The sequence below is a fragment of the Streptomyces flaveolus genome, assembly GCF_044765825.1.
Lineage (GTDB): Bacteria > Actinomycetota > Actinomycetes > Streptomycetales > Streptomycetaceae > Streptomyces > Streptomyces flaveolus.
This window is the reverse complement of the sequence record NZ_JBIWKU010000006.1, coordinates 261,539-287,918: the sequence shown is the minus strand read 5'-3', so window position 1 is coordinate 287,918 and position 26,380 is coordinate 261,539. Positions and strand designations below refer to the sequence as shown.

The 26,380-nt window shown below is 71.7% G+C and carries 23 protein-coding genes; 16 read left to right on the top strand and 7 right to left on the bottom strand.

The genetic code is table 11. The annotated features are described in order from the left end of the window. The first annotated feature begins 38 nt into the window (after window positions 1-38). Complete coding sequence (locus ACIRG6_RS20360) at window positions 39-2,660, top strand: bifunctional FO biosynthesis protein CofGH (RefSeq protein ID WP_403323876.1); 2,622 nt, start codon at window positions 39-41, stop codon at window positions 2,658-2,660. A gap of 105 nt (window positions 2,661-2,765) precedes the next feature. Then, window positions 2,766-3,329 (top strand): hypothetical protein, encoded by a 564-nt coding sequence (locus ACIRG6_RS20355; RefSeq protein ID WP_364673958.1) that lies wholly within the window; start codon window positions 2,766-2,768, stop codon window positions 3,327-3,329. On the opposite strand, the gene ACIRG6_RS20350 is transcribed toward ACIRG6_RS20355, so the two are convergent. Further along, window positions 3,313-3,822, bottom strand: coding sequence for a DUF2165 domain-containing protein (locus tag ACIRG6_RS20350; protein ID WP_364673955.1), 510 nt, complete (start codon window positions 3,820-3,822; stop codon window positions 3,313-3,315). The genes ACIRG6_RS20355 and ACIRG6_RS20350 overlap by 17 nt on opposite strands. 219 nt (window positions 3,823-4,041) lie before the next feature. Here ACIRG6_RS20350 and ACIRG6_RS20345 point away from each other — a divergent pair, with 219 nt between their 5' ends. Continuing rightward, window positions 4,042-5,160, top strand: a complete 1,119-nt coding sequence (locus tag ACIRG6_RS20345; RefSeq protein WP_350719980.1) for an ADP-ribosylglycohydrolase family protein — start codon at window positions 4,042-4,044, stop codon at window positions 5,158-5,160. Window positions 5,161-5,338: 178 nt separating this feature from the next. On the opposite strand, the gene ACIRG6_RS20340 is transcribed toward ACIRG6_RS20345, so the two are convergent. The 3 genes from ACIRG6_RS20340 to ACIRG6_RS20330 all read right to left on the bottom strand — a co-directional run bounded on the left by ACIRG6_RS20340 (window position 5,339) and on the right by ACIRG6_RS20330 (window position 11,989). Further along, window positions 5,339-6,922, bottom strand: a complete 1,584-nt coding sequence (locus ACIRG6_RS20340; RefSeq protein ID WP_364673952.1) for a sodium:solute symporter family protein — start codon at window positions 6,920-6,922, stop codon at window positions 5,339-5,341. 256 nt (window positions 6,923-7,178) lie between these two features. Next, a complete protein-coding gene (locus tag ACIRG6_RS20335; protein WP_403323872.1) occupies window positions 7,179-9,155 on the bottom strand; it encodes an MFS transporter in 1,977 nt (658 codons plus the stop codon). A 224-nt stretch (window positions 9,156-9,379) separates the two neighbouring features. Continuing rightward, window positions 9,380-11,989 carry a D-alanyl-D-alanine carboxypeptidase gene (locus ACIRG6_RS20330; protein WP_403323869.1) on the bottom strand — a complete coding sequence of 870 codons (2,610 nt, stop codon included), beginning with the start codon at window positions 11,987-11,989 and terminating at the stop codon, window positions 9,380-9,382. Window positions 11,990-12,166: 177 nt separating this feature from the next. On the opposite strand from ACIRG6_RS20330, the gene ACIRG6_RS20325 reads away from it, so the two are divergent. From ACIRG6_RS20325 to ACIRG6_RS20315, 3 genes are all read left to right on the top strand, one after another. Further along, a complete protein-coding gene (locus tag ACIRG6_RS20325) occupies window positions 12,167-12,925 on the top strand; it encodes a GOLPH3/VPS74 family protein (RefSeq protein ID WP_189233184.1) in 759 nt (252 codons plus the stop codon). A gap of 314 nt (window positions 12,926-13,239) precedes the next feature. After that, the gene (locus ACIRG6_RS20320) at window positions 13,240-14,097 is read left to right on the top strand and encodes a helix-turn-helix domain-containing protein (RefSeq protein ID WP_239765949.1); all 858 of its coding nucleotides are present in this window, start codon (window positions 13,240-13,242) and stop codon (window positions 14,095-14,097) included. A 169-nt stretch (window positions 14,098-14,266) separates the two neighbouring features. Continuing rightward, a complete protein-coding gene (locus tag ACIRG6_RS20315; protein ID WP_350719989.1) occupies window positions 14,267-14,458 on the top strand; it encodes a DUF397 domain-containing protein in 192 nt (63 codons plus the stop codon). A 96-nt stretch (window positions 14,459-14,554) separates the two neighbouring features. Here ACIRG6_RS20315 and ACIRG6_RS20310 read toward each other — a convergent pair whose 3' ends face one another. Further along, window positions 14,555-15,433, bottom strand: a complete 879-nt coding sequence (locus ACIRG6_RS20310) for a MerR family transcriptional regulator (protein ID WP_364818221.1) — start codon at window positions 15,431-15,433, stop codon at window positions 14,555-14,557. Between the two features lie 56 nt (window positions 15,434-15,489). Beyond that, entirely contained in the window at window positions 15,490-16,011 is a 522-nt protein-coding gene (locus ACIRG6_RS20305) for a glutathione peroxidase (RefSeq protein ID WP_364673941.1), read from the bottom strand. A gap of 129 nt (window positions 16,012-16,140) precedes the next feature. Between ACIRG6_RS20305 and ACIRG6_RS20300 the strand changes: the two genes are divergently transcribed. Then, window positions 16,141-16,767: a hypothetical protein gene (locus ACIRG6_RS20300; RefSeq protein ID WP_403323865.1), complete on the top strand. Its 627-nt coding sequence runs from the start codon at window positions 16,141-16,143 to the stop codon at window positions 16,765-16,767. Between the two features lie 3 nt (window positions 16,768-16,770). Here the strand turns inward: ACIRG6_RS20300 and ACIRG6_RS20295 are convergent, their stop codons facing one another. After that, window positions 16,771-17,106, bottom strand: a complete 336-nt coding sequence (locus ACIRG6_RS20295) for a hypothetical protein (protein WP_365020914.1) — start codon at window positions 17,104-17,106, stop codon at window positions 16,771-16,773. Between the two features lie 311 nt (window positions 17,107-17,417). Here ACIRG6_RS20295 and ACIRG6_RS20290 point away from each other — a divergent pair, with 311 nt between their 5' ends. The 9 genes from ACIRG6_RS20290 to ACIRG6_RS20250 all read left to right on the top strand — a co-directional run bounded on the left by ACIRG6_RS20290 (window position 17,418) and on the right by ACIRG6_RS20250 (window position 26,375). Beyond that, window positions 17,418-17,939, top strand: coding sequence for a toxin-antitoxin system HicB family antitoxin (locus ACIRG6_RS20290; protein ID WP_364818230.1), 522 nt, complete (start codon window positions 17,418-17,420; stop codon window positions 17,937-17,939). A 94-nt stretch (window positions 17,940-18,033) separates the two neighbouring features. Beyond that, window positions 18,034-18,876 (top strand): DUF4097 family beta strand repeat-containing protein, encoded by an 843-nt coding sequence (locus ACIRG6_RS20285; protein ID WP_364673932.1) that lies wholly within the window; start codon window positions 18,034-18,036, stop codon window positions 18,874-18,876. A gap of 65 nt (window positions 18,877-18,941) precedes the next feature. Further along, entirely contained in the window at window positions 18,942-19,934 is a 993-nt protein-coding gene (locus ACIRG6_RS20280; RefSeq protein ID WP_364673929.1) for an ATP-binding cassette domain-containing protein, read from the top strand. Continuing rightward, the gene (locus ACIRG6_RS20275; protein ID WP_318213270.1) at window positions 19,931-20,749 is read left to right on the top strand and encodes an ABC transporter permease; all 819 of its coding nucleotides are present in this window, start codon (window positions 19,931-19,933) and stop codon (window positions 20,747-20,749) included. The genes ACIRG6_RS20280 and ACIRG6_RS20275 overlap by 4 nt, the downstream gene beginning before the upstream one ends. Before the next feature lie 189 nt (window positions 20,750-20,938). Beyond that, window positions 20,939-21,490, top strand: coding sequence for a GtrA family protein (locus ACIRG6_RS20270; protein ID WP_403323861.1), 552 nt, complete (start codon window positions 20,939-20,941; stop codon window positions 21,488-21,490). A 269-nt stretch (window positions 21,491-21,759) separates the two neighbouring features. Beyond that, on the top strand, window positions 21,760-21,849 hold the full coding sequence (kdpF, locus tag ACIRG6_RS20265; RefSeq protein WP_350720008.1) for a K(+)-transporting ATPase subunit F: 90 nt from the start codon (window positions 21,760-21,762) through the stop codon (window positions 21,847-21,849). Window positions 21,850-21,856: 7 nt separating this feature from the next. Continuing rightward, the gene (gene kdpA / locus ACIRG6_RS20260) at window positions 21,857-23,536 is read left to right on the top strand and encodes a potassium-transporting ATPase subunit KdpA (protein WP_403323858.1); all 1,680 of its coding nucleotides are present in this window, start codon (window positions 21,857-21,859) and stop codon (window positions 23,534-23,536) included. Further along, the gene (kdpB, locus tag ACIRG6_RS20255; RefSeq protein WP_403323856.1) at window positions 23,533-25,701 is read left to right on the top strand and encodes a potassium-transporting ATPase subunit KdpB; all 2,169 of its coding nucleotides are present in this window, start codon (window positions 23,533-23,535) and stop codon (window positions 25,699-25,701) included. Before kdpA ends, kdpB begins: the two co-directional genes overlap by 4 nt. A 5-nt stretch (window positions 25,702-25,706) precedes the next feature. Beyond that, entirely contained in the window at window positions 25,707-26,375 is a 669-nt protein-coding gene (locus ACIRG6_RS20250; protein WP_403323854.1) for a potassium-transporting ATPase subunit C, read from the top strand. Window positions 26,376-26,380: the final 5 nt, after the last annotated feature.

The window sequence follows — 26,380 nt, the reverse complement described above, 5'->3', positions numbered from 1 at the left end:
GCGCCGCGTCCTGATCACGCCGCTCGTATGCTCGAAGGATGACGACTTCCGCGACCTCCGGAACCGGACCCGCCGACCCCGCCGACCCCGCCGGTGCGACCGGTCCCACCGAGAACTCCATGCGTCGCGCCCTCAAACGCGCCCGGGACGGCGTCGCCCTCGACGTCTCCGAGGCCGCGGTGCTGCTCCAGGCCCGCGGTGAGCACCTCGACGCCCTCACCGCGTCCGCCGCCCGGGTGCGGGACGCCGGCCTGGAGGCCGCCGGGCGCCCCGGCGTCATCACGTACTCGAAGAGCGTGTTCATCCCCCTGACCCGGCTGTGCCGGGACAAGTGCCACTACTGCACCTTCGTCACCGTCCCCGGCAAGCTGCGCCGTGAGGGACACGGGATGTTCATGTCGCCGGACGAGGTGCTGGACATCGCCCGCAAGGGTGCCGCCCTCGGCTGCAAGGAAGCGCTGATCACCCTCGGCGACAAGCCCGAGGACCGCTGGCCCGAGGCGCGCGAGTGGCTCGACGCGCACGGCTACGACGACACGATCGCCTACGTCCGCGCCGTCTCGATCCGCATCCTGGAGGAGACGGGCCTGCTCCCGCACCTCAACCCGGGCGTCATGACGTGGACGGACTTCCAGCGGCTCAAGCCGGTCGCGCCCTCCATGGGCATGATGCTGGAGACCACCGCCACCCGCCTGTGGTCCGAGCCCGGCGGTCCCCACCACGGCTCCCCGGACAAGGAGCCCGCCGTCCGCCTGCGGGTCCTGGAGGACGCCGGCCGTTCCTCGGTCCCCTTCACCTCCGGCCTCCTCATCGGCATCGGGGAGACGTACGAGGAGCGCGCGGAGTCCCTTTTCGCGCTGCGCAAGGTCTCCCGCGCCTACCACGGCATCCAGGAACTGATCATCCAGAACTTCCGCGCCAAGCCGGACACCGCGATGCGCGGCATGCCGGACGCCGAGCTGGACGAGCTGGTCGCCACGGTGGCGGTGGCCCGGCACATCATGGGCCCGTCGGCCTGCCTCCAGGCCCCGCCCAACCTGGTGGACGCGGAGTACGAGCGCCTGATCGGGGCCGGCATCGACGACTGGGGCGGGGTCTCTCCGCTCACCATCGACCACGTCAACCCCGAGCGTCCCTGGCCGCAGATCGAGGAGCTGGCCGAGAAGTCCCGCACGGCCGGCTTCGAGCTGCGCGAACGGCTGTGCGTCTACCCCGAGTTCGTCCGGCGCGGCGAGCCCTGGCTGGACCCGCGTCTGCTGCCGCACGTCCGCGCGCTCGCCGACCCCGACACCGGTCTCGCGCGCGAGGACGCGACGGTCCAGGGCCACCCGTGGCAGGAGCCGGACGAGGTCTTCGAGGCGTCCGGCCGCACCGACCTGCACCGCACCATCGACACCGACGGCCGCACCTCGGACCGCCGCGACGACTTCGACGAGGTGTACGGCGACTGGGGCGCCCTGCGCGAGGCGGCGGCGCCCGGCATGGCTCCGGAGCGCATCGACACCGACGTACGCCAGGCGCTGGCGACGGCCGCCGACGACCCGACGAAGCTCACGGACGACGAGGCGCTGGCGCTGCTGCACGCCGACGGTCCGGCGCTGGACGCCCTGTGCCAGGTGGCCGACGACGTCCGCAGGTCGGCGGTGGGCGACGACGTGACGTACATCGTCACGCGGAACATCAACTTCACCAACGTCTGCTACACGGGCTGCCGTTTCTGCGCCTTCGCGCAGCGCCGTACGGACGCCGACGCCTACACGCTCTCCCTCGACCAGGTCGCGGACCGCGCCCAGCAGGCGTGGGAGGTCGGCGCGGTCGAGGTCTGCATGCAGGGCGGCATCCACCCCGACCTGCCGGGCACGGCGTACTTCGACATCGCGAAGGCGGTGAAGACCCGCGTCCCCGGCATGCATGTGCACGCCTTTTCGCCGATGGAGGTCGTCAACGGCGCCACCCGCACCGGCATGTCGATCCGCGAGTGGCTGAGCGCGGCGAAGGAGGCGGGCCTCGACTCCATCCCCGGCACGGCGGCGGAGATCCTCGACGACGAGGTCCGCTGGATCCTGACCAAGGGCAAGCTGCCCACGGCCACGTGGATCGAGGTCGTCGAGACGGCCCACGAGCTGGGCATCCGGTCGAGCTCCACCATGATGTACGGCCACGTCGACCAGCCCCGCCACTGGCTCGGCCACCTGCGCACCCTCGCCGGCATCCAGCAGCGCACGGGCGGCTTCACGGAGTTCGTGACGCTGCCCTTCATCCACACGAACGCGCCGGTGTACCTGGCGGGCATCGCGCGGCCCGGGCCCACCATGCGGGACAACCGGGCGGTCACCGCGATGGCCCGTCTCCTGCTGCACCCGCACATTCCCAACATTCAGACAAGCTGGGTGAAACTGGGCACCGAGGGGGCGGCGGAGATGCTCCGCTCCGGCGCGAACGACCTCGGCGGCACGCTCATGGAGGAGACGATCTCCCGCATGGCGGGCTCGTCGTACGGCTCCTACAAGTCGGTCAAGGACCTGATCGCGGTCGCGGACGCGGCGGGCCGCCCGGCCAAGCCGCGCACCACGCTGTACGGCGAGGTCCCCGAGGAGCGGCAGCGGGCGGCGACGGCCTCCGACGGGCACCTGCCGGAGCTGCTGCCGGTGCTGGACTGACCGCCGCCGGACCGACCGCCGCCGGACCGGGGCACGGGCCGCTCACAGTACGATGATCGGACCCCCGGTGTGTCGGGGTTCTCGTAGCTGAGGAGATGCGTGCCCGTGCCTGCCCGACTTCCCTCGTGGGCCTGGGTCTCCGGTCTGACCGTGGGAGCGATAGCGGGGGTCAGTGTCCTGACCGTGCAGGCGGACCGGGGCCCGCACCCCACCGCCACCGTGGCCGAGCCGAACCCGTCGGCCACGGCGGAGGCGTCCCCCAGGCCCAAGGAGACGGCGCCGGCCCCGGTCCCGGACGGCTCCGGCACCGGGCGGCGCATCGTCTACTCCCTCGGCCAGAAGCGGGTCTGGCTGGTCGACGCGAGCGACGCCTCCCGCCGGACGTTCACCGTGTGGCCCGGCACGGTCAGCCCCGACCCCGGCGCCTACACGGTCGGGACCCGCACCAAGGGCGTCACGACCGGCTCCGACGGCGTGCAGATCGAGCAGATCGTCTACTTCGCCCTGGAGGACGGCGTTTCGGTCGCCTTCTCCAACGCGGTCGACGGCTCCTCGCCCCCGCCGCCCGTCCCGGGGACGAAGACCGGCGGCATCCGGCTGCCCAAGGCGGACGGCCAGGCCGTCTGGACGTTCGCGACGGCCGGCACGAAGGTCACGGTCGTCCCGTAGTACCGGATCGCTCCAGCGGCAGGTGCGTGACGATCAGCACGACGCCGCTGAGCAGGAAGATCCGCGTCGCCGCGTCCAGCCCGTTCCAGGTGTCCGACTGCCACATCGCGAACCACTCCCCGCCTATGCCGATGAAACCGGCGCCGAAGAGCAGCATCACCATCAGCAGGCCGAGGGTGGAGACCTTGCGGGCCCTCGCACGGTCCCGCCGGAACCAGAACCAGGTACCGGCGACGAGCACGAGCGCGGCCACCGTCTCCCAGACGATGATCGCCACGTACGCCGCGTTCTGCAATCCCTCGCTGGTGACGGCCCGCCACATCAGGTCGTCGTCCTTGAACGTGGTGTCCATGGCGAGCACGTGCTGGACGAACGCCTGGTTCGTCCCGAAGTCGGTGATGTTCCCGAAGGCGACCAGCGCCATGTAGAGGGCGACTGTGCCGGTGAGGAGGGCCGCGGCCAGGGGCAGGGCCCGCGAAGTGGTGGTGGTCATGCCCACCTCATTCCCCACGGGCCCGGCGCTCATCCGACGAGGGCGTCGTGATCGTGCCGGTGAACGCCGTACGTGTGAGACGTCACCCGGTACGGCCGACGGCTGTACCCGTCTGACCGGCCAGGCCATGCTTTCGCCCCATTCCGCACCCTGAATCGACCGTGCCCGTTCGATTACAGTGCTCGCGTCGTACGTAGGGGCGATGCCGCGGGAGGTCAGGTGGGCGCGACGGGCGGTGCTGCCGTGTGGGGTCGTGCCGAGCAGCAGGACTTCCGGAGCCGGGTGCGCGGAACCCTGCTGGGGGTGGCCGTCGGGGACGCCTTCGGGGCGCCCGTCGACGGGATGGACCTCGACGCCGTCCGCGAGGCGCACGGCCCCGGGGGACCGGCCGATCTCGTCCCCGCCTACGGGCGGCGCGGTGCCGTCACCCACCTCACGCAGCTCACCCTGTTCTCCGTCGACGGGCTGATCCGCGCCCAGGTACGGCGCGACACCGGGGCCTGGCATCCGCCGACCGACCTCCACCGGGCGTACCGGCGCTGGTCCGCGACCCAGCGGGACTGGGGGCCCGACGAGCGGCGCAAGGACGACGGGTGGCTGGCCCGCGAGGAGTGGCTGTACGCCCGCCGGGGCCCCACGCGCGCCCTGCTGCTCGGGCTCGGCGACGACACGATGGGGACCCCCGAGGCGCCCAAGAACCCCGGTGAGCGCGGGCCCGAGGCAGCCGCCCGGTCGGCGCCGTTCGGGCTGCTGGTCGGCTGGGAGCCGCAACTCGTCGCCCAGCTCGCCGTGGAGTGCGCGGCGCAGACCCACGGCCACCCCACCGGGAACCTCGCGGCGGGCGCGTACGCCGTGGTCGTGCACGGGCTGGCGCGGGGGGAGAGCCTGGACGCGGCCGTGCAGCGGGCGCTCGCGCTGCTCGCCGTCCGGCCCGGGCACGAGCCGGTGGCGGAGGCGTTGCAGCACGCGCTGGGCGCGGTGCGGCAGGGGCTTCCGACGCCGGCGCGGGTGGCCGAGCTGGCCGGCGAGGGCACGGCGGAGGGGCTGGTCGCCGCGGCCGTGTACTGCGCCCTCGTCGCCGAGGACGTACGGCACGGGCTGCGGCTGGCCGTCGGCCACGGCGGGCCCTCCGCCGCGACCGGCGCGCTGACGGGCGGGCTGCTCGGGGCCCTGCACGGCGAGACGGCCCTCCCGCCGGCCTGGCTGGCCGAGCTGGAGGGCCGTCCGACGATTCTGGAACTGGCCGACGACTTCGCCATGGAGATGACCCAGGGGCCCGCACTGCACGGACCGGCGGGCTCGTCCCCGGGCTGGCTGGCGAGATATCCCAGGGCGTGAGCGGGCGCCGGGCCGTGTCCGCACGGTCCCTCCTGCCCCGCGACGCCTGGCATGTGCTGTCGCCGCGCCGGGCGAAGCCCCGAGTGCCACCCGGTACGGGGGACCGCGCCCGGCACGCACGCACCGGACGCCGCGGGGTCCGCCCTCCGGGCGTACGGAGGGACCGTGCGGACGCGAGCTAGTCCTTCACCCGCGTCCGCCCCACCGCGTCGCCCCTGTCTCCGGCGGGCGCCGGGACGGCCGCCGCCGCTCCGGAGGCGTCGTCGTCCCCGTCCGTGTTGACCCGCTCGATGATCGCGAGCCGCTCCGGGGTGTCCTCCGGCTTCAGGTAGCCGATGAGGACGTAGAGGACCAGGGAGACCGCCAGCGGGACGGACACCTGGTACTCCAGGGGCACCCCGCCCTCGACGCTCCAGTTGATCGGGTAGTTGACCAGCCAGAAGGCGAGCAGGCCGGCCGCCCAGCTGGTGAGCGCGGCCGTCGGTCCCGAGCGGCGGAAGGGCCGCAGCAGCCCGAGCATCATCGGGATCGCGATCGGGCCCATCAGACCGGCCACCCACTTGATGACGACGGTGATGATGTCCTTGAACGTCGGCGAGTTGACCTGTGTGGCCACCGCCATAGACAGCGCGAGGAAGACGACCGTCGTCACGCGCGCCGCGACCAGCCCGGACCGCTCGCCCCAGGCCCGTGCCCGCGCCGACACGACCGGTGCCACATCGCGGGTGAACACGGCCGCGATGGCGTTGGCGTCCGACGAGCACATGGCCATGGTGTGCGAGAAGAAGCCGACGATGACCAGGCCCAGCAGTCCGTGCGGCAGGAGCTGTTCGGTCATCAGGCCGTAGGAGTCGGATCCGTCCGGCTTCTGCGACTCCACCAGCAGCGGCGACATCCACATCGGGAAGAACAGCACCACCGGCCAGACCAGCCACAGCACCGCCGACAGCCGCGCCGACCGCGCGGCCTCGCGGGCGTTGCTCGTGGCCATGTAGCGCTGGGCCTGGTTGAGCATGCCGCCGTTGTACTCGAAGAGCTTGATGAAGAGGAAGGCGAGCAGGAACACCGTCCCGTACGGGCCGACCAGCGGCTTGCCGTGGCCCTGGAGGGCGGGCTCGTCCCAGACGCCGAAGAAGCCGCCGTGGTCGCCGAGTTTCATGACGACGGCAACGAACATCGCGACGCCGGCCATCAGTTGGATGATGAACTGGCCGAGCTCGGTCAGCGCGTCGGCCCACAGGCCGCCGATCGTGCAGTAGATGCCCGTGATGACGCCGGTGATCAGGATCCCCTGGTTGAGGGAGATGCCGGTGAAGACCGACAGCAGCGTGGCGATGGCCGCCCACTTCGCGGCCACGTCCACGATCTTCAGCAGCATGCCGGACCAGGCCAGGGCCTGCTGGGTCGGCAGGTTGTAGCGGTTCTTCAGGTACTCCAGCGGAGAGGCCACGTGGAGCCGTGAGCGCAGCCGGTTGATGCGTGGCGCGAACAGCTTCGACCCGACGGCGATGCCCAGGGCGATGGGGAACGACCAGGTGACGAAGGACGTGACGCCGTAGGTGTAGGCGATGCCCGCGTACCCGGTGAACATCACCGCGCTGTAACCCGACATGTGGTGCGAGATGCCGGACAGCCACCAGGGCATCTTGCCGCCGGCCGTGAAGAAGTCGCTGACGTTGTCCACGCGTTTGTGCGACCAGACGCCGATCGCCACCATCACGGCGAAGTAGCCGATCAGCACGGACCAGTCGAGACCGTTCATGTGCCCCCTTCCGGGGTCCGCCTTGTGAACTCCGCTCAGCCGGCTGGCACTTCGCAAGAGCGGGGTGAGGGCGAGGCGCGCGGCGAAGTGCCCGCTCATCGTGGTTGCGTCGGCGCGGGCACGACAAGGAAGCGGAGGGTCAAGAGCGAGTAAAAAGGTTCGACTTGCTGACCTCAGTTCACGCACATGAACGCCAAGGACATGCGTCGGCCGGGACCCGTGGATCGGGTTCCCGGCCGTCTGCCCAGCTCGGAAGCTACTGGGGCGCGAACTTCAGCTCGTCCCCGAGCTGATCCGCCAACTGGTCCTTGAGCTCGTCCTTCATCTCGTCCGGGCAGGGGGTGCCCCGCGAGAGCCCGTACGGCGCCGCCAGCCGGTAGGTGCCCGCCTCGGGGGCGATCAGCACCGTCCACCTGTCGCCGTCGACGGTCTCGTCCGTCTCCGTCAGGCAGCCGTTGACGTTCTCGAACGCCTTCGGCGAGCCCTCGGGACGGTCCTTGGAGGCCTCCGTCTCCTGCGGCGGCTTGAGCTTCTTGCCGTCGGCGTCGACGAGGCTCAGCCACGGCGAGTACGGCATCCGGACCAGGACGGGGCCGGCCCGCCGGACGTCGATCACCCACTCGTCCTGCTCGGCCCGCTGGACCACCGCGTCCGGCTCCGCCAGCGGCGTCGGGTCGGTCACCTGGAAGAGCTGCCAGTTGGCGTCGCCCCAGACCTGCTTGAGGTACGGCAGCCCCCGCTGCAACAGCTCCCGCTCGCGCTTGCCGCCGTCGCCGTCCGGTTCGTCTTTGGGCAGCACCACGTAGTGCACGGCCCACCGCTGCAGCCACTCGTGGTAGTTCGCCGAGTTGAGCGTGTCGTCGTAGAAGAGCGGGTTGCGCTCCATGTCGGCCTGGCGGGTCCAGCCACGGGCCAGGTTCACGTACGGGGCGAGGGCCGAGGCCTCGCGGTGGGAGCGGGCGGGTACGGCCTCCACGCGGCCCTTCTCGGCGCCGACCTCCTGCAGCTCGTTCAGCAGCGGCGCCAGCTCGCGCGCCCAGGAGGCGGCGGGCGTGGTGTGGACGGCGTCGTCGGCCGACTTGAAGCCGATCCAGCCGACGAAGCCGGCGAGCGCGACCACGAGCGCGTACCACTTGCGCGTGCGCGGCACCGTGAACGGCAGCGCGGCCACCAGCGCCACCCCGGCGAAGAGCATCGACAGGCGCGTGATGTTGGAGCCGATCTGGGAGCTGATCACCCAGACGAGGAGCACCGACAGCCCGTAGACCGCCGACGTGATCCGCACGGTCTTCCAGGTGCTCGGCACGAACACGAAGACGAAACCCGCGTACAGCAACGGCAGCACGGTCGAGCCGAAGCCCATGGGCTGGGTGCCGGAGAACGGGAACAGCCAGGCCGACAGCGCGACCACCGCGGCCGGCGCCAGGCCCAGCGCCCAGGCGCCCGGACGGCGCTTCTGCAGGAACAGCGCCACCGCCACCAGACCCACGAACAGGCCCGAGACCGGCGAGGACATCGTGGACAGCGCGGCCAGCGGCGCCGCGCACAGGGCCTTCGCCCAGCGCTCGTGGCGCCAGCGGTGCGGCCAGCAGAACACCGTGGCCACCGCGCCCAGCGCGAACATCGTGCCCAGGCCGAACGTCACCCGCCCCGACACCGCGTTGCCCAGGAGTCCGAACAGGCCCGCCAGCGACGCCCACAGCGGGTTGCGGACCACCCGGCTGCGGATCAGGATCAACGTCAGCAGCCCGGCCGACAGCGTCCCCGCGATCATCATCGTGGTCCGGACGCCGAACACCGACATCAGATACGGCGACACCACGCTGTACGACACCGGGTGCATGCCGCCGTACCAGGCGAGGTTGTACGCCGATGCCGGGTGCCGGCCGACGAACTCCGCCCACGCGTCCTGCGCCGCGAGGTCGCCGCCACTGTTCGCGAAGGTGAAGAACCAGACGATGTGGAGCACCCCGGCGAGGGCGGTGACGGACAGCACGGGATGACGCAGCATGCGCTCGCGCACGGCCAGGAAGGCGCCCTTCACCGCGGACGGCGCTTCCGGCTCGGCAGGCTCCGGCCCGGCACGGTGTGGTTCACGGCCGCCGTCCGCCGGGCCGGTACCGGCCCGCCCGCTGTCCCCGCCGTCCTTGCGGGGCGCGGGTACGCGTGGTCGCGGGCCCGCTCCCGAACCCGGATCGGCGTCGTCGGCGCGTGTCGGCTCCGCAGTGGCCACCTGAAGGCACTCCCCGTGTCCCGTCTTCTGCTTTCGGCCGCGTCCGTCCGTACTCTTCACGGCCGCGTTCCCGCGACCCGGCGACCTGCCCCGTTTCGTGACGCTAGCACGCACCCGCGGGCCCTGGCTTCCTCGCCCACGGCGGTGCCCCGCACCCCTGCGGCTTCTGCTCGCCCGCAGGGGCGCGGGGCACCGTGTCGCGGTCCGGCCCGGCGGACCGGCGGTCAGCCGATACGGGTCAGCTTGTCCGTGAAGGCCGGTTCGACGAGGTCCTGCTGGAGCGCGACGGGGACCTTCACCGCGCCGCTGACCCCGCCGTCGCCCACGGTGAGCGTGCCCACCTTGGTGCCGGCCTTCGCCGTGTGCGGCACGTCGTCCGCCTCGAAGGTCAGCTTGACCGTCAGCCCCGCCCAGCCGACGGCCTTGACGTCCTGCGTGGCGACGACCGGCGTGCGGTTGCCGAGGCCGTCGTCGACGTACCCGACGACGGAGCCCTTCTTCAGGATCGTCGAGGACTGCAGCGTGTCCTGCGCGGACCGGATCAGCTTGTCGCCGGCGCTCAGCGCGGCGGCGAGGATCCCCTGGTCCGCGGTCGCCGGCTGGCGCACCACGGCCCCGACGATGGTCCGGGTCTCGCCGCCGACCTCCTTCTTCGCCGCGAAGACGAGGTTGCCGAGCGCGGAGGTGGTGGTGCCGGTCTTGATGCCGACGACATCGTTGTGACCGACGAGCTGGTTCCAGTTGCCGTGGTTCTCGCCCTTGTAGTCGTCGTACGACATCATCGCGGCGACCTCGCGGAACGCGGGCTGCTTCATCGCCTCCTTGGCCAGCTTCACCTGGTCCACGGCCGTGCTCACCGTCGTGTTGTTCAGGCCCGACGGGTCGGTGTACGTCGTGTTGGTCATGCCGAGGTCCTCGGCGGTGGCGTTCATCTTCTCCACGAACGCCTTCTCGGACCCCGCGTCCCAGCGGGCCAGCAGCCGCGCCACGTTGTTCGCGGACGCGATGAGGATGCTCTCCAGGGCCTCGCGCTGGGAGATCGAGTCGCCCGCGGTGACGTTGACGGTCGACTCCTGGCCCGCCTGTGACTGGTCCTCGGCGGCCTGGTCGATCTTGATCTTCGGGCCGTCGGCACCGCTCTTGAGCGGGTGGTCGCGCAGGATGATGTACGCGGTCATGACCTTGGCGACACTGGCGATCGGCACGGGCTTCTGCTCACCGGACGAGCCGAACGAGCCGATGCCCTGCACGTCGAGCGCGGCCTGTCCGCTGGACGGCCACGGGATCTCGGGCTTGCCGCCCTCGAAGGTGAAGCTCTCCTGCGCCGTCAGGTCGAGCGTCGGCTCGGGCAGCGGGCGCATCGCCTGCACCACGCCGAAGACGATCACCAGCAGGATGACCAGCGGGGTCCAGATCTTGACCCGGCGCACGGTCGTCCGCAGCGGGGTCTCCGGGGGCGGCGGGGTGTTCGTCAGCTCCGCCAGCAGGTCCAGCGGCGGCTTCGGCGGCAGCGGCTGCTGCGTGGTCCGCTCGGGACCCACCTGCGGCACGGCCGCGGTGGCCCCGGCGGCGGCCGCGCGGGGCGCCTCGGAGCCGGGCTGCGCGGGCCGCGGGGGCTTGCGGGTCGCCGGGTCGTCCGGGTGCCGCAGGGCGACGAACTTGCTGGTGCGCTCGGCTTCGGTCTCGGCCTTGCCGGCCTTGTCCGTCCTGTCGGCCTTCTCGCCCTTCTTGCCGGCGTCACCCAGCTTCAGCATGGTCGTCGGCTGGTCGACGGGGGGCTCGGCGGGCGGCCGTACGGCCTTGAAGACGGCGGTGGGCTGGTCGACGGGCCCCGTGCCGGCCTCGGCCTTCTCGTCCGCGTCGGGTTCCGGGTCGGCGTCGGCGCGGTCGCCCGCGCGCTCCCCGGAGGCGTCCTCCGGCCCGTCGGCGGCCGCGTCGGCGTCCTGCGCCGGCTCCCCGGGGGACACGGCGTCCTCCGGCTCGTCCGCGGCCTCGTGCCGGGCGTTCGCGGCGGCCCGCTCGTCCGCGGTCGCGACCCACGCGGCGACGGCGTCGCGGAGCCGGCCGTCACCGGACGTGTCCGACGGGCTCTTCTCGCCGGCCCCCTGCGGACCGTCGCCGTCCTCGGCGTCGGCCTCGGTGCCCGTCTCGGGCGCGGCGTCAGCATCGGCGTCGGCCACGGGCTCGGCGTCAGCCTTGGCCTCCGTGCCGGGCGCGGTGCCGGCCTCGGGCTCGGCGTCAGCATCGGCGTCGGTCGCGGCTTCGGGCCTCGCCTCGCTCCTGGCCTCCGCCTCGGGCTCGCCAGCCGCCCCGGCCTCGGGCTTGGCGCCGGCCTCGGCGTCTGCCCCGGCCTCGGCATCCGTCACGGTCTCAGGCTTGGCACCGGTCTCGGCGTCCGCCGCGGCGTCGGGCCCGGCGTCGGTCCCGGCTTCCACCGCGGCGCCGGCCTCGGGCTTGGCGCCGGTCGTGGCGTCCGTCTCGGCCTCGGTCTCCACGTCGGCGTCCGCCTCGGCCTCGGTCCTGGTTCCCGCCTCGTCGTCCACCGCGGTCCTGTTCCCGGCCCCGCCGTCGCCCGGCGGCGCCGCCCCCGGCGTCTCCGCCCCGGTCTCCGTGTCGCGGACCGACAACACCCGGGTGGCCGTGTCCACACCCCCGCCGGACTTCGCGGACCCGGCGGACGCCTCCCGCGCCACCGCCAGCCGCGGATCACGCGTCTCGCTCGCCTCGGTCCTGGCTTCGGGAACCGGACCCGCGCTCCCCGACGTCGGTTCTTCCGACGACTCGCGCTGCTTCGACCTGTCGGGGGACTCGCCCGCCACCGATGCCTCCTCCATGCGCCGCACGTTATGTGTGCGCTACCGAACCATGTACCAGTGTCCTGTGTACGGGTAGAACCCACGCGGTAGACGAGAACGACATACCTACTGGTTCCACTACGAACCGGTCACGCACCCTCGACAGACCAATGTGAGAGGGGTCACCCTGTCTGTCATCCACGCGGGGAGGCATGGATGGGCAGGAGCCGCAGAACACTTCCGGAGGAGCTTCTGCTGCTGGCGCTGGACCCGACCACGGGTACCACCGCACAGCCGCAGTCGCTCGACCTCGGTCTGGCCGGAGCACAGCTGGTGGAGCTGGCGCTGGCCGGACGGATAGCCCCAGACGGGGATCGTATCGCCGTGGTGGCCCCACGGCCGACTGGAGATCCAACACTCGACTGCGCGTTGGAGTTGCTGCGAAGGCGTGGCGCTCCCGTACGGGCGGTCAACTGGATTGGCGGACCCCGCCTGGGGCTGCGCCAGACCTATCTCTCGCATCTGGAGCGCTGCGGCATGGTGCATGCCGTGGAGGGCCAGATGTGCGGGGTGCTGCCGACGACTCGCTACCAGGCGACGGACACGGCGATCAGCCGGGAGATCAAGGCCCGGCTGGACTCGGCGATCCGCACCGGCGTACCGCCGGACCCGCGGACCGCGGCGCTCGCCGCGCTGGCCCACGCGGTCGGTCTCGGCAAGCACCTCTACCCGGGCAACGAAGGGCGCTCGTCGCGGTCCCGGCTGCGGGACCTCATCCGGCACGACCCCATGGGCGGCCTGGTGGCGCACGCGGTGATGGACGTCCAGAACGGTGCGGCGGCCCAGCCGCGCCGCAGCCCGGCACCGGCCGGCCGGCAGGCCGCCGGACCGGGGGCGAGGCCCGCCCCGGAACCCGCCCGCGGTGTTCCGGCGCAACCGCGCCACGGATCCATGGCGCGTGCCGTGGTCCACTGAGCCGCATCACCGGCACCACACGCGGGACCGCACCACGCACGATCACGCACCGCCGCACCGACAGTCCCCGAGACCCGGTAACGGGAGCCGCAGGTCCGCGCGGGGCGGCGGGACCGACCGTACGTCCGGCACATCCGGACGGGGCCGGACCCGCCGCCCCGCGCGGCCATGTGCGCGGGTGCGAGCCCGAACTGGCGTGTACGCGGCGCATATCGACCGTTTGCCAGCGGTAGAAAGCCCCTTGGTGGCAGTCTGCTCAGCAGCAGATACGCAAAGTGGCAGGTATGAGTCACGCAGCCGGAGGTGCACGTCCCGTGGCGTCCAATGTCAATCCCACCGTCAGGCGGCGCCGGCTGGGCCAGGAGCTGCGCCGGCTCCGCGAGCTCAAGGGCATGACGGCCGAGGAGGTGGCGGAGCGGCTGCTGGTCTCGCAGTCGAAGATCAGCCGCCTGGAGAACGGCCGGCGCAGCATCAGCCAGCGCGACGTCCGCGACCTGTGCGGGGTGTACGAGGTCGAGGACCAGCGGGTCGTCGACTCCCTGATGCAGATGGCGAAGGACTCGCGCCAGCAGGGCTGGTGGCACGCCTTCGGGGACATCCCGTACAGCGTCTACATCGGCCTGGAGACCGACGCGGAGTCGCTGCGGACGTACGAACCCCAGATCATCACCGGCCTGTTGCAGACCCGCCCGTACGCGGAGGCGCTGATCCAGGGCGCGTTGCCCGAGACGTCGGTCGCCGACATCGAGAAACGGGTCCAGGTCCGCATACGGCGTCAGGAGCGCATCTCCGCCGAGGCCAACTCGCTGCGCCTGTGGGTGGTTCTCGACGAGGCGTCCCTGCGCCGCGTGGTGGGCGGCAAGCAGGTGATGCGCGAACAGCTGGAGCACGTCGCCGAGATGTCGCAGTTGCCGCACATCACCGTGCAGGTGCTGCCCTTCGACGTCGGGGCGCACCCCGGCATCAACGGCCAGTACTCCATCCTGGAGTTCGCCGACGCGGCCGACTCCAGCGTCGTGTACATCGAGGGCGTCACCAGCGACCTGTACCTGGAGAAAGCCCAGGACGTGCAGAAATACACGGTGATGTACGAGCATCTGCGGGCGCAGGCGCTGAACGTGGAGCAGTCCCGCCAGCTCATCGAGGACGTGGCGAAGGAGTACGCGCGCTGAGGGCGGCGGATCGTACACCCCTGCTGCATAGTGCTGGAAGAGTCGCTGGAATATGCCATCCGGTCGGGTGAATGGTCGCTCCGATCGGCGAGGTCAGCGAGTAGCGTCGATCACGCCAAAGATCAAACGTCATTGGCGTACACCGCACTCACTCGCCATCGGAGCAGACATGGCAATTCTTCAGGGCGCCACGGAATCTTGGACCAAGTCCTCCTACTCCGGAGGAAACGGCGCGTGCGTCGAGGTCAAGTCCCCGGTCGTGACGGCACTCGCCGTCCGCGACTCCAAGGTCCCCGAGGGCCCGGTCCTGGCTTTCCCCGCCGACGCGTGGAACGCCTTCGTGACCTCGGTCAAGGGCTGACGACTCCACGCACGGCCCGACCGGCACCGCCGGCAGAGCCCTCTCGTCCAGTTCGCCGACCTTGCCGAGAGGGCCCTTTCCACTCCGGCGGCGCGGTCACCTCACCGGGAACGCCACGTCGCACACCGGATCCTCCGGTCCGGCCGCGTCCCAGTCGGCGAAGTACACCTCACGGCACGGCCCGTCCACGGTCAGACCCCGGTCGGCGATCCACGCCTCCACCGCCTCGAAGGCCGCCAGGATCTGCGGATGGGCCACCTGGGCCTTGGTGACCCGGGTGAAGGCCAGCCGCCGGGCCGGCTCCACCCGCACCCGCGCCTCCCATGTGCGCCCGTGCCGTTCCGCCCACGCCCGCGCCGCCGTCTCGTCGGCGACCGGAACGCACGACTCGGCCGGGCCGTCGCTCTCCATCGACACCTCGGAGTGGTAGGCGACGAACGGTGCCGCAACCACGCCCCCGCACCCGCGGGCCGCCTCCTCCAACCGCCCCAGCGAGGCACCGATCCACGCCGGCAGCTCGTGCGCCAGCGTGTGCCGGGTCTCGGTGATCAGCACCTGCCCGGGCACGTCCACCGTCTCGACCGCGAACTTCTCGTACACCTCGGAGTCCCTTCCCGACAACCGTGCACGGAGGTAGGCGGCGAGCGTGCGCTGCCCGGCGAAACGCGCCTCCACGTCCGCCCAGTACGCGCCGAGCAGGCCGGCCGCGCCGGGCCCGTCCGCCCGGACCACCTCGGCGACCCGGGCCAACGGCATGTCGAGCTGCCGCAGCAGCGCCACGAGCCGGGCGCGTTCGACCTGGCCGGCCCGGTAGTAGCGGTAGCCAGTGGTCTCGTCCACATGGGCCGGCGCCAGCAGGCCCAGACGGTCGTACAACCGCAGGGCCTTGGCCGACAACCGGGCCCGCGCGGCAAAAGCACCGATGGTCAGCAACTCGTCGTCGCGCGCGTCGTCCACGTCGTCGTCCTCCGTCACCGGGCGGCCTGTTCCGCCCGGCGACGACGAGGCTCGGCCCTGCCCCAGGGGCAAGGTCAACCGGCGAGGTGCTCCTCGACGGCCGCGACGACCTCGGCCGACTCCGGCTCGGTCTGCGGCGAGAAGCGGGCCGCGACCTTGCCGTCCCGTCCGATCAGGAACTTCTCGAAGTTCCAGCGGATGTCCCCGCTGTGCCCCTCGGCGTCGGCGAAGCCGGTCAGGCGGTCGTACAGCGGGTGCCGGTCCTCCCCGTTGACGTCCACCTTCTCGGTCATCGGGAAGGTGACCCCGTACGTCGCCGAGCAGAACTCGGCGATCTCGTCGGCGCTGCCGGGCTCCTGCCCCATGAACTGGTTGCACGGCACGCCGAGCACCGTGAAGCCCCGCTCCGCGTACCGCTCGTGCAGCCGCTCCAGGCCGGAGTACTGCGGGGTCAGCCCGCACTTGGAGGCCACGTTGACCACCAGCACCACCCGGCCGGCGTACTGGGCGAGGTCGGCGGCCCCGCCCTGGAGGGCGCCGATCTCGACGTCGAGGGGGAGGCTGTCGTTGTTGCGCGTGTTCTCTGCGGTCGTCATGGACGGATGCTAGCCCCGAGGCCCGACACGCCCCGCGGCCCGCCCTGCCGCCGGCTCCGCGCCCGCTGCGCCACCAGCGGGGTGAGCAGCAGTATTGAACGCGTTCAAAAAAGGTGGGAGCATGCGGGCATGCCGACCCCCTCGTCCGGCCGCTCCCGGCGGTACGCGACGTCCGCCGCCTGTACGCTCGTCCTCACCCTCGCGGGGTGCAACCCGCACATGTACGACGATGTGCCCGCCCCGCGCGACGTGCGGCGAACGGACGTCGTGGGCTCCTGGGACGGCTACGACCGGACGAACGTCGTCCTCCGGCCGGACGGGACGGCGGACATCCGCCTCCTGGACGGGCAGGAGTTCGACTTCGACGACCGGTGGCGCGTGTCGGGCACGGGCCGCTGGCGACTGACCGACGAACCCGCCGGCTGGAACGACGGCCCGCACGTCCGCCTCACCCTCGCCTCCCGCACCGCGTCGGCCACGCGGACGCCCGCCCCCGACGAGCCTCCCGGCACTGCGGAGACCCCCGAAGCGGCACCCCCGGCCTACACGTGGACCTTCGAGCTGCGGCGCGACGACGGCGACGCGCTCGAGCTCTACTTCTTCTTCGGCGACCCGGACTCCCGCAGCACGTACGTCCTTCAGCGGGCGCGGCCCCAGGCCGTGCCCGCCCACATCACCCCGCCTGCCGCATCCCCGCGACGAGCAGGGCCACCAGCGGGCGGGCGTCGTAGCGCGAGTCGTTCCGGGCGCCGCTGAGGCTCAGTGGCCGTGGCCGTGCGGCCGGAGCCAGTGGGGTCGGTGGGCGGCCGGGCGGCGGTGTTCCGTCGTCTCACCCGTGGTGCCGGTGCTGCCCAGGCGGTGCTTCTTGCTGCGGTGCCGCGCCAGCATCGTGCCGCCCAGCAGCATCCACATGCCCAGGCCGAAGATCAGGGTCAGGGCGATCCCGCCGAGGAACGCCCCGAGGGTGCTGATCGTGAACGGCTGGCTCCCCAGCAGGGTCACCGTGTAGTCCGGACTGCCGGACAGGTTGTACGCGATCAGCAGGCCCGCGAAGGCGGCGGCGCACGCCATGAGCAGGAGACCCAACAGCACCATGGTTCTCACCTCGTCGTGTGGCGGGTGTGCGTGGGTGTGCTCCCCACGGGTTACCAGAAGGCGAGGGGAGCAACGCACCCCGGCCGACTGGTCCCTGGTGAGAATGCCCAGGAGGAGTGCGGGCCTGGCGCCATTCGGCGCCACCCGGTGCCACCACGTGCCACTGGACGCGCCTCGACATGCTCGCACAGGCGCCACCCGAAACACCCACTCCGACCTTTCTGCAGGTCAGAGTGGGTGTCACCATGCTTGGTGGCATGAGACGCCATGAGTGCTTGCGCATGACGCCATCATGGTGCCATGATGGCGTCATGGACCTCACCCCGTATGTCGACACCCTCCGCCGCGAACTCGTGGTGGCCGCCGATGCCGGCGGCGACGAAGCCCGCGAGCTGGCCGAGCGGCTCACGGCTCCCCTGGAGTCGGCGACCCGGTTGACCATGCTCAATGTGCTCTCCGCCGCGATGGACGAGATCACTCGTGAACTCGCCCCCGGCTCGGTCGACGTGCGGCTGCGCGGGCTGGACCCCGACTTCGTCGTGACACCGCCGCCCACCGACGGCGGCGCCTCCGCCGAGCCGGCGGCCGTGCCCGCCGGACCGCTTCCCACCCCGGCCCCGGCCGAAGGCGACGAGGGCGGCACCGCCCGCGTCAACCTGCGTCTGCCGGCCCACCTGAAGGCGCGTGCCGAGGAGGCCGCGAGCCGTGAGGGCCTGTCGGTCAACGCGTGGCTGGTGCGGGCCGTGTCGGCCGCGGTCGAGGGCGGCGGCGCGCCGCGCGCGACGGAGCGGACCCGCAGTGTCGGACAGAGCTTCACCGGCTGGGTGCGCTGACCGCGCCCACGCCCGCACCTCGAAGAAGCACAGCAACCCCACCCCACGTCCCACCAGCGGGGACACCCCAAGGACTCACGAGGACGGTACAGCCATGCCTTCTTTCGACACTCCCGAACCGATCGCGGTGACCGCCCACGTGGGCGCGGGTTCCATCCGGTTCACCGCGGGCGACCGGCTCGACACCGTCGTCGAGGTGCGGCCCGGCGACCCCGAGCGGGACAAGGACGTACGGGCCGCCGAGCAGACCGAGGTCTCCTACTCGAGCGGCGTCCTGACGATCAGCACCAAGGAGCGTCGCTTCATCGGACCCACCGGCTCCGTCGACGTGACGGTGGAACTGCCCACGGGCTCGCGCATCGACACGACCGGCTCCTGGACCCAGGTGCTCGGCGAGGGCCGGCTCGGCGAGGTCCGGGTGAAGACCTCGGGCGGTGACGTCCGCATGGACATCACCGGCCCGCTCCAGCTGACCGCCTCCCACGGCTCGGTCACCGTGGACCGGGTGGAGGGCACGGCGGAGATCACCACCAGCTCCGGCAGCGTGCGCGTCGGCCTGGTCGAGGGCTCCGCCGTCCTGAAGAACTCGCACGGCGCCACGACCGTCGGCACCGCCATCGGTGACCTGCGGGTGAGCCACGCCAACGGTGACATCAACATCACCCGCGTCGAGGGCTCGCTGACCGCCACCACCGCCCACGGCGCACTGCGGGTGGGCGAGGTGGTCCGCGGCGAGGTGCAGTTGGAGACCTCCTACGGCGCCATCGAGGTCGGCATCCGCGAGGGCACGGCCGCCTGGCTCGACGCGCACTCGGACGCCGGGCGGGTGCGCAACACGCTCACCGCGTCCGACGCCCCGGGGGAGGCCGAGGACACCGTCAAGGTCCGCGCCCGCACCCGGTACGGCACCATCGACGTCCGCCGCGCCAAGGTCTGACCAGCCGCGACTCCGCGCACCGCCGACCCGCCCCAGCCACTTCACCCTTCGAACGGGAGGGCTCCATGCCTTCATCTGTCATGCCCACGCCCAGGCAGGCGGACGACCGGCCGGCGCCGGCCGCCGTCTCCGCCGTCGGACTGCGCAAGTCGTACGGCGAGAAGACCGTCCTCGACGGCATCGACCTGCACATCCCCGCCGGTTCCGTCTTCGCGCTGCTCGGTCCGAACGGCGCCGGCAAGACCACCGCCGTGAAGATCCTCTCCACGCTCGTCTCCGCCGACGGCGGGCAGGCCCAGGTCGCGGGCCACGACATCGCCACCTCACCGGACGGTGTGCGGGCGGCGATCGGCGTCACCGGGCAGTTCTCCGCCGTCGACGGCCTGATCACCGGCGAGGAGAACATGCTCCTGATGGCGGACCTGCACCACCTCTCCCGTGCGGAGGGCCGGCGGGTGACCGCCGAGCTGCTCGAGCGGTTCGACCTGGTCAACGCGGCGAAGAAGCCCGCCTCCTCCTATTCCGGCGGCATGAAGCGCCGCCTGGACATCGCGATGACCCTGGTCGGCAGCCCGCGGATCATCTTCCTCGACGAGCCGACCACCGGCCTCGACCCGCGCTCCCGGCACACCATGTGGGGCATCATCCGCGAACTGGTCACGAGCGGGGTGACCGTCTTCCTCACCACCCAGTACCTGGAGGAGGCCGACGAACTCGCCGACCGCATCGCGGTGCTGAACGACGGCAGGATCGCCGCCGAGGGGAGCGCCGAGGAGCTGAAGCGGATCGTTCCCGGCGGACACGTACGCCTGCGCTTCTCCGACCCCGCCGCCTACCGGTCCGCCGCCGCCGGGCTGCGGGAGGTCACCAGGGACGACGAGGCGCTCACGCTGCAGATCCCCTCGGGCGGCAGCCAGCGCGAACTGCGCTCCGTCCTCGACCTGCTGGACGCGGCCGGCATCGAGGCGGACGAGCTGACCGTGCACACCCCCGACCTCGACGACGTGTTCTTCGCCCTGACCGGCGGCACCGACCAGCCCAAGGAGACCGTCCGATGAGCACCCCCATGGCGTCCGCCCGTCCGTCCCGGTTCTCCCTCGCGGTGCGCGACTCGTCCACGATGCTGCGCCGCAACCTCCTGCACGCCCGGCGCTACCCGTCCCTCACCCTGAACCTGCTGCTCACTCCGGTCATGCTCCTGCTGCTCTTCGTCTACGTCTTCGGCGACGTGATGAGCGCCGGCATCGGGGGCGGCGGGGCCGACCGTGCCGAGTACATCGCCTACCTCGTGCCGGGCCTGCTGCTGATGACCATCGGCAGCACCACGATCGGCACCGCGGTGTCCGTCTCCATGGACATGAGCGAGGGCATCATCGCCCGCTTCCGCACCATGGCCATCCACCGCGGCTCCGTCCTCATCGGGCACGTCGTCGGCAGCGTGGTGCAGTCGGTCATGAGCGTGATCCTCGTGGGCGCCGTCGGCGTGGCCATCGGCTTCCGGTCCACGGACGCCACGGCCCTGGAGTGGCTGGCGGCGTTCGGGCTGCTGGTGCTCTTCACCGTGGCGCTCACCTGGATCGCGGTCGGCATGGGCCTGATCAGCCCGAACGCCGAGGCGGCCAGCAACAACGCGCTGCCGCTGATCTTCCTCCCGCTCATCTCCAGCACCTTCGTGCCGGTGGACGCGATGCCGGGCTGGTTCCAGCCGATCGCCGAGTACCAGCCCTTCACCCCGGCCATCGAGACCCTGCGCGGCCTGCTCCTCGGCACCGGGATCGGCCACAACGGCTGGCTCGCCCTCGGCTGGTGCCTGGCTCTCACCGCGCTCGGCTACTTCTGGTCGAAGTCGGCCTTCGACCGCGACCCGAAGTAACCGCGAGACCGACCGTCCCACCCGCGGGGCGGCGTACTCCGACACCACGTCGGAGTACGCCGCCCCGTTCGCGTTCACGGCCGTCAGAGTCGTCGACCCGCGCATCCGCAGCTCCCCCGGCCGGGTGGTGCCATCCGGGAAGGCAGGCTGCGCCAAATGAGATGTCAGTGACGCCATACGTGTGCCATTATGGTGCCATCGCTGAAGGGGTCGGCGAGGAGGGGGTGGATCGTGAACACGGAACAGGTCCGACAGCAGGCGGCACCCGGCGCCTTCGCGTCCTTCGCCCGCTTCGTCCTGTGCGGTGGCGGGGTCGGGCTCGCGGCCGGCTTCGCCGTGGCGGCCCTCGCCTCCTGGATCCCCTGGGCCCTGGCCAACGCCGCGATCACCGTGGTCTCCACGCTCCTCGCCACCGAACTGCACGCCCGCTTCACCTTCGGCGCGGGCGGACGCGCGACCTGGCGCCAGCACACGCAGTCGGCCGGGTCCGCGGCCGCCGCGTACGCGGTGACGTGCGGGGCGATGCTCGTCCTGCACCAGCTGGTGGCGGCGCCCGGCGCGGTACTGGAGCAGGTCGTCTACCTGTCCGCCTCCGCACTCACCGGCGTCGCGCGGTTCGCCGTCCTGCGCCTGGTCGTCTTCGCGCGGAACCGCTCGCGGTCCGCGGCCGCCGGCAACGGCGAGCGGCTGCGGCAGCACACGGACGCCACCGTCCGCCGCCCGCGGCTCCGGGCGGCCTGAGGTACCACGGCAGTGCTGCAGTGCGGCGGCGGTACGGCAGTCGTGAGGGCCGGCGGCCGCGCGCCGTCAGGGAAGCGTCAAAGGAGTTCGGGCCGCCGTAAGGAGGTCATCAACGGCGGTCGAATCCGGTCACGGAGGGGCTTTCCTCTCCGTGTCAGATGCTTCTCCGCACCTCACTAGGAGCTCGCGATGGCCGACGTGGCCTTCGTCGTCACCACAATCGCGGTGTTCGCGCTCGTGGCTCTCGTCGCCAAGGGAGTGACGAAGCTGTGACCGCCGAGAACATCGTCGGCCTGATCGTGGCCGTCGCCCTGCTGGGATACCTCGTCCTCGCCCTGATCCGCCCGGAGAGGTTCTGAGCAGCACATGAGCCCCGTCCTCGCCGGCGTGCTCCAGCTGCTCGCGCTCATCGCGGCGCTGGCGCTCGCCCACCGCCCCCTCGGCACCTACATGGCCCGGGTCTACTCCTCCTCCAGGCACCTGCGGGTCGAGAAGTGGATCTACCGGGGCATCGGAGCCGACCCGGACACGGAGATGCGCGGGCCCGCGTACCTGCGCGGCGTGCTCGCCTTCTCCCTGGCCGGCGTCCTCTTCCTCTATCTGCTCCAGCGGCTCCAGGGCGTGCTGCCCGGCTCGCTGGGCTTCGCCTCGATCGACCCGGACCAGGCGTTCAACACCGCCGCGTCCTTCGTGACCAACACCAACTGGCAGTCGTACTACGGCGAGCAGGCCATGGGCCACGTCGTACAGACCGCCGGGCTGGCCGTGCAGAACTTCGTCTCCGCCGCGGTCGGCATGGCCGTCGCCGTCGCCCTGGTGCGCGGCTTCACCCGGGCGCGCACCGGTGAACTGGGCAACTTCTGGGCCGACCTGGTCCGTGGAGTCGTCCGCCTCCTGGTGCCGCTCGCCGCCGTCGCCGCGGTCGTCCTGGTGGCCTGCGGGGTCATCCAGAACTTCTCCGGCATCCACGAGGTCGGCCAATTCTTGAGTGAGCACGGCATGGGCGGCACGCAGGAGTGGAACGGCGGCGCGGTGGCCTCGCAGGAGGCCGTCAAGATGCTGGGCACCAACGGCGGCGGCTACTTCAACGCCAACAGCGCCCACCCGTTCGAGAACCCCACCCCGTTCACGAACCTCTTCGAGATCTTCCTGATCCTGCTGATCCCGGTCGCGCTGACCCGGACCTTCGGCGTCATGGTCGGCTCGGTGCGCCAGGGCTACGCGATCCTCGCGGCCATGGCCACCATCTGGGTCGGCTTCACCGCCCTGATGATGTGGACCGAGTTCGCCCACCACGGCCCCGCCCCGGACATCGCGGGCGCGTCGATGGAGGGCAAGGAGGTCCGGTTCGGAATCGGCGGCTCGTCGATCTTCGCGGTGTCGACCACCCTGACCTCCACCGGTGCGGTGGACTCCTTCCACTCCTCCTTCACCGGCCTCGGCGGCGGCATCACCCTGCTCGGGATGATGCTGGGCGAGATCGCGCCGGGCGGCGTGGGCTCCGGCCTCTACGGCATGCTGGTCATGGCGGTCATCGCGGTCTTCATCGCCGGTCTGATGGTCGGCCGCACCCCCGAGTACCTGGGCAGGAAGATCGGCACCCGCGAGATCAAGTACGCCGCCTGCTACCTCCTCGTCACCCCCGCACTGGTGCTGACCCTCACCGCCGCGGCGCTGGCCCTGCCCACCCCGGGCCACTCGATGACCAACAGCGGAGCGCACGGCTTCTCCGAGATCCTGTACGCCTACACCTCCGCCTCGAACAACAACGGCTCGGCGTTCGCCGGTCTGAACGCCGACACGCAGTGGTTCAACACCACCCTGGGCCTCGCCATGCTGCTCGGCCGTTTCCTGCCGATGGTGTTCGTCCTGGCGCTCGCCGGCTCCCTCGCCGAGCAGCAGCCCGTCCCGGCCACCGCGGGCACCCTGCGCACCGAGAAACCGCTGTTCTCCGGCCTGCTGGTGGGCGCCGTCCTGATCATCACCGGTCTGACCTACTTCCCGGCGCTCGCCCTGGGTCCGCTCGCCGAGGGGCTGGCGGCATGACCACCGACACGCAGAAGCACGAGGACACGATGTCCACAGCCACCCAGCCCCGGGCACCGCACGACGACGCGCCCACCGGGCACCCCTCCGGACAGGGACGTCCCGGCGCGGGCCTCTTCGACCCCGGACAACTGGTCGCGTCGCTGCCCGACGCGTTCCGCAAGCTCGACCCGCGGGTGATGGTGAAGTCGCCCGTCATGTTCGTCGTCCTCGTCGGCTCCGTCCTGACCACGGTCTTCTCCCTCACGGACCCCGGCGACCGGTTCGGCTGGACCATCAGTGCCTGGCTCTGGCTCACCGTGATCTTCGCCAACCTGGCGGAGGCGGTCGCCGAGGGCCGCGGCAAGGCCCAGGCCGACACCCTGCGCAAGGCCAAGACCGACACGGTCGCCCGCCGGGTCGACGGGAGCGTCGCGCCCGGCACCGAGCTGACGGTCGGTGACCTGGTCGTCTGCGAGGCCGGGGACGTCATCCCCGGCGACGGCGACGTCGTCGAGGGTGTCGCGTCCGTCGACGAGTCGGCCATCACCGGCGAGTCGGCGCCCGTCATCCGCGAGTCCGGCGGCGACCGGTCCGCCGTCACCGGCGGCACCAGGGTCCTCTCCGACCGCATCGTCATCAAGATCACGACCAGGCCCGGTGAGACCTTCATCGACCGCATGATCAACCTGGTCGAGGGCGCGGCCCGGCAGAAGACGCCCAACGAGATCGCGCTGAACATCCTGCTGGCCTCGCTGACCGTCGTCTTCCTGCTGGCCTGCGCCACGCTGACGCCGTTCGCCGACTACGCGGGCACCGACCTCACCCTGGTCGTGCTGGTGGCGCTGCTGGTCTGCCTGATCCCGACCACGATCGGCGCCCTGCTCTCCGCGATCGGCATCGCCGGCATGGACCGGCTCGTCCAGCGCAACGTCCTGGCCATGTCGGGCCGCGCGGTCGAAGCCGCCGGCGACGTCTCCACGCTGCTGCTGGACAAGACCGGCACGATCACGCTCGGCAACCGGCGGGCGGCCGAGTTCGTGCCGGTGCGCGGCACCACCGAGGCCCAGGTGGCCGACGCCGCCCAGCTCTCCTCGCTGGCCGACGAGACGCCCGAGGGCCGCTCGGTCGTCGTCCTGGCCAAGGAGAGGTACGGGCTGCGCGAACGCCCACCCGTCGCCCACCACCCTTCCGAGGAAGCGCTTCGCGCCTTTGATCCGGGCGAACTCGTGGGCGCCGAGTGGATCCAGTTCACCGCGCAGACCCGCATGTCCGGCGTGGACCTCGACGGCCGCAAGGTACGCAAGGGCGCGGCGGGTTCGGTGCTCGCCTGGGTGCGGGAGCGGGGCGGGGCGGTGGCCGACGACGCGCAGGCGACCGCCGACCGGATCGCCGCGGCGGGCGGCACGCCGCTGCTCGTCGCCGTCGAGGACGAACGCGGGGCCCGCGTCCTGGGCGTCGTCCACCTCAAGGACGTGGTCAAGGAGGGCATGCGCGAGCGCTTCGCGCAACTGCGCCGCATGGGCATCAGGACCGTCATGATCACGGGCGACAACCCCCTGACCGCGAAGGCGATCGCGGACGAGGCGGGCGTCGACGACTTCCTCGCGGAGGCCACCCCCGAGGACAAGATGGCCCTGATCAAACGGGAGCAGGCGGGCGGCAAGCTGGTCGCGATGACCGGCGACGGCACCAACGACGCCCCCGCGCTCGCGCAGGCCGACGTCGGCGTGGCGATGAACACGGGCACGTCGGCCGCCAAGGAGGCCGGCAACATGGTCGACCTCGACTCCGACCCGACCAAGCTCATCGAGATCGTCGGGATCGGCAAGCAGCTCCTCATCACCCGGGGCGCGCTGACCACGTTCTCCATCGCCAACGACGTCGCCAAGTACTTCGCGATCATCCCGGCGCTGTTCGCCACGGTCCACCCGGGCCTGGACAAGCTCAACATCATGCGCCTGTCCTCGCCGGACTCCGCGATCCTGTCGGCCGTCGTCTTCAACGCGCTGATCATCGTCGCGCTGGTCCCGCTCGCCCTGCGGGGCGTGCGGTACCGGCCGACGAGCGCGGACCGGATGCTCCGGCGCAACCTGGCCGTCTACGGCCTGGGCGGGCTGATCGCCCCGTTCATCGGCATCAAACTCATCGACCTGATCGTCTCGCTGATCCCCGGGATCCGGTGAAGGACATGAACACCTCCCTGACCAACACGGCCCGGCTCCTCGGAGCGGCCCTGCGCGCCCTCCTCGTCCTGACCGTGGTCACCGGCATCGCGTACCCCCTGCTGATCACCGGCATCGCCCAGGGGCTCTTCCCCGGCAAGGCGAACGGCTCCGAGATCACAGCGGACGGCAAGGTCGTCGGCTCGTCCCTGATCGGCCAGACCTACGAGCTGCCGTCGGAAACGGGCCGGCCGGCCCCCGAGCCGGACCTGAAGTGGTTCCAGGGCCGCCCGGCCCGCGGCCTCGGCACCAACAGCGTCAACACCCAGTACAACCTGCTCCTGTCCGGCGCGACCAACCGCTCCGCCGACGACGCGGAGCTCGTCCAGTGGGTGAAGGACGCCAAGGCCGCCGTGGTGAAGGACAACTCGGTGCCCGGCTACCGGGTCGACCCCTCGGACGTACCCGCCGACGCGGTCACCTCCTCCGCCTCGGGCCTGGACCCGGACATCTCCCCCGAGTACGCGCACCTCCAGGCGCACCGGGTCGCCGAGAGGAACGGCCTGCCCGTCGAAGAGGTCCGGAAACTCGTCACCGAGCACACGGAGAGCCGCACCCTCGGCTTCATCGGCGAACCCCGGGTGAACGTGCTCCGCCTCAACATCGCGCTGAAGGAACTCGCGGCGGAGAGGTGACACGA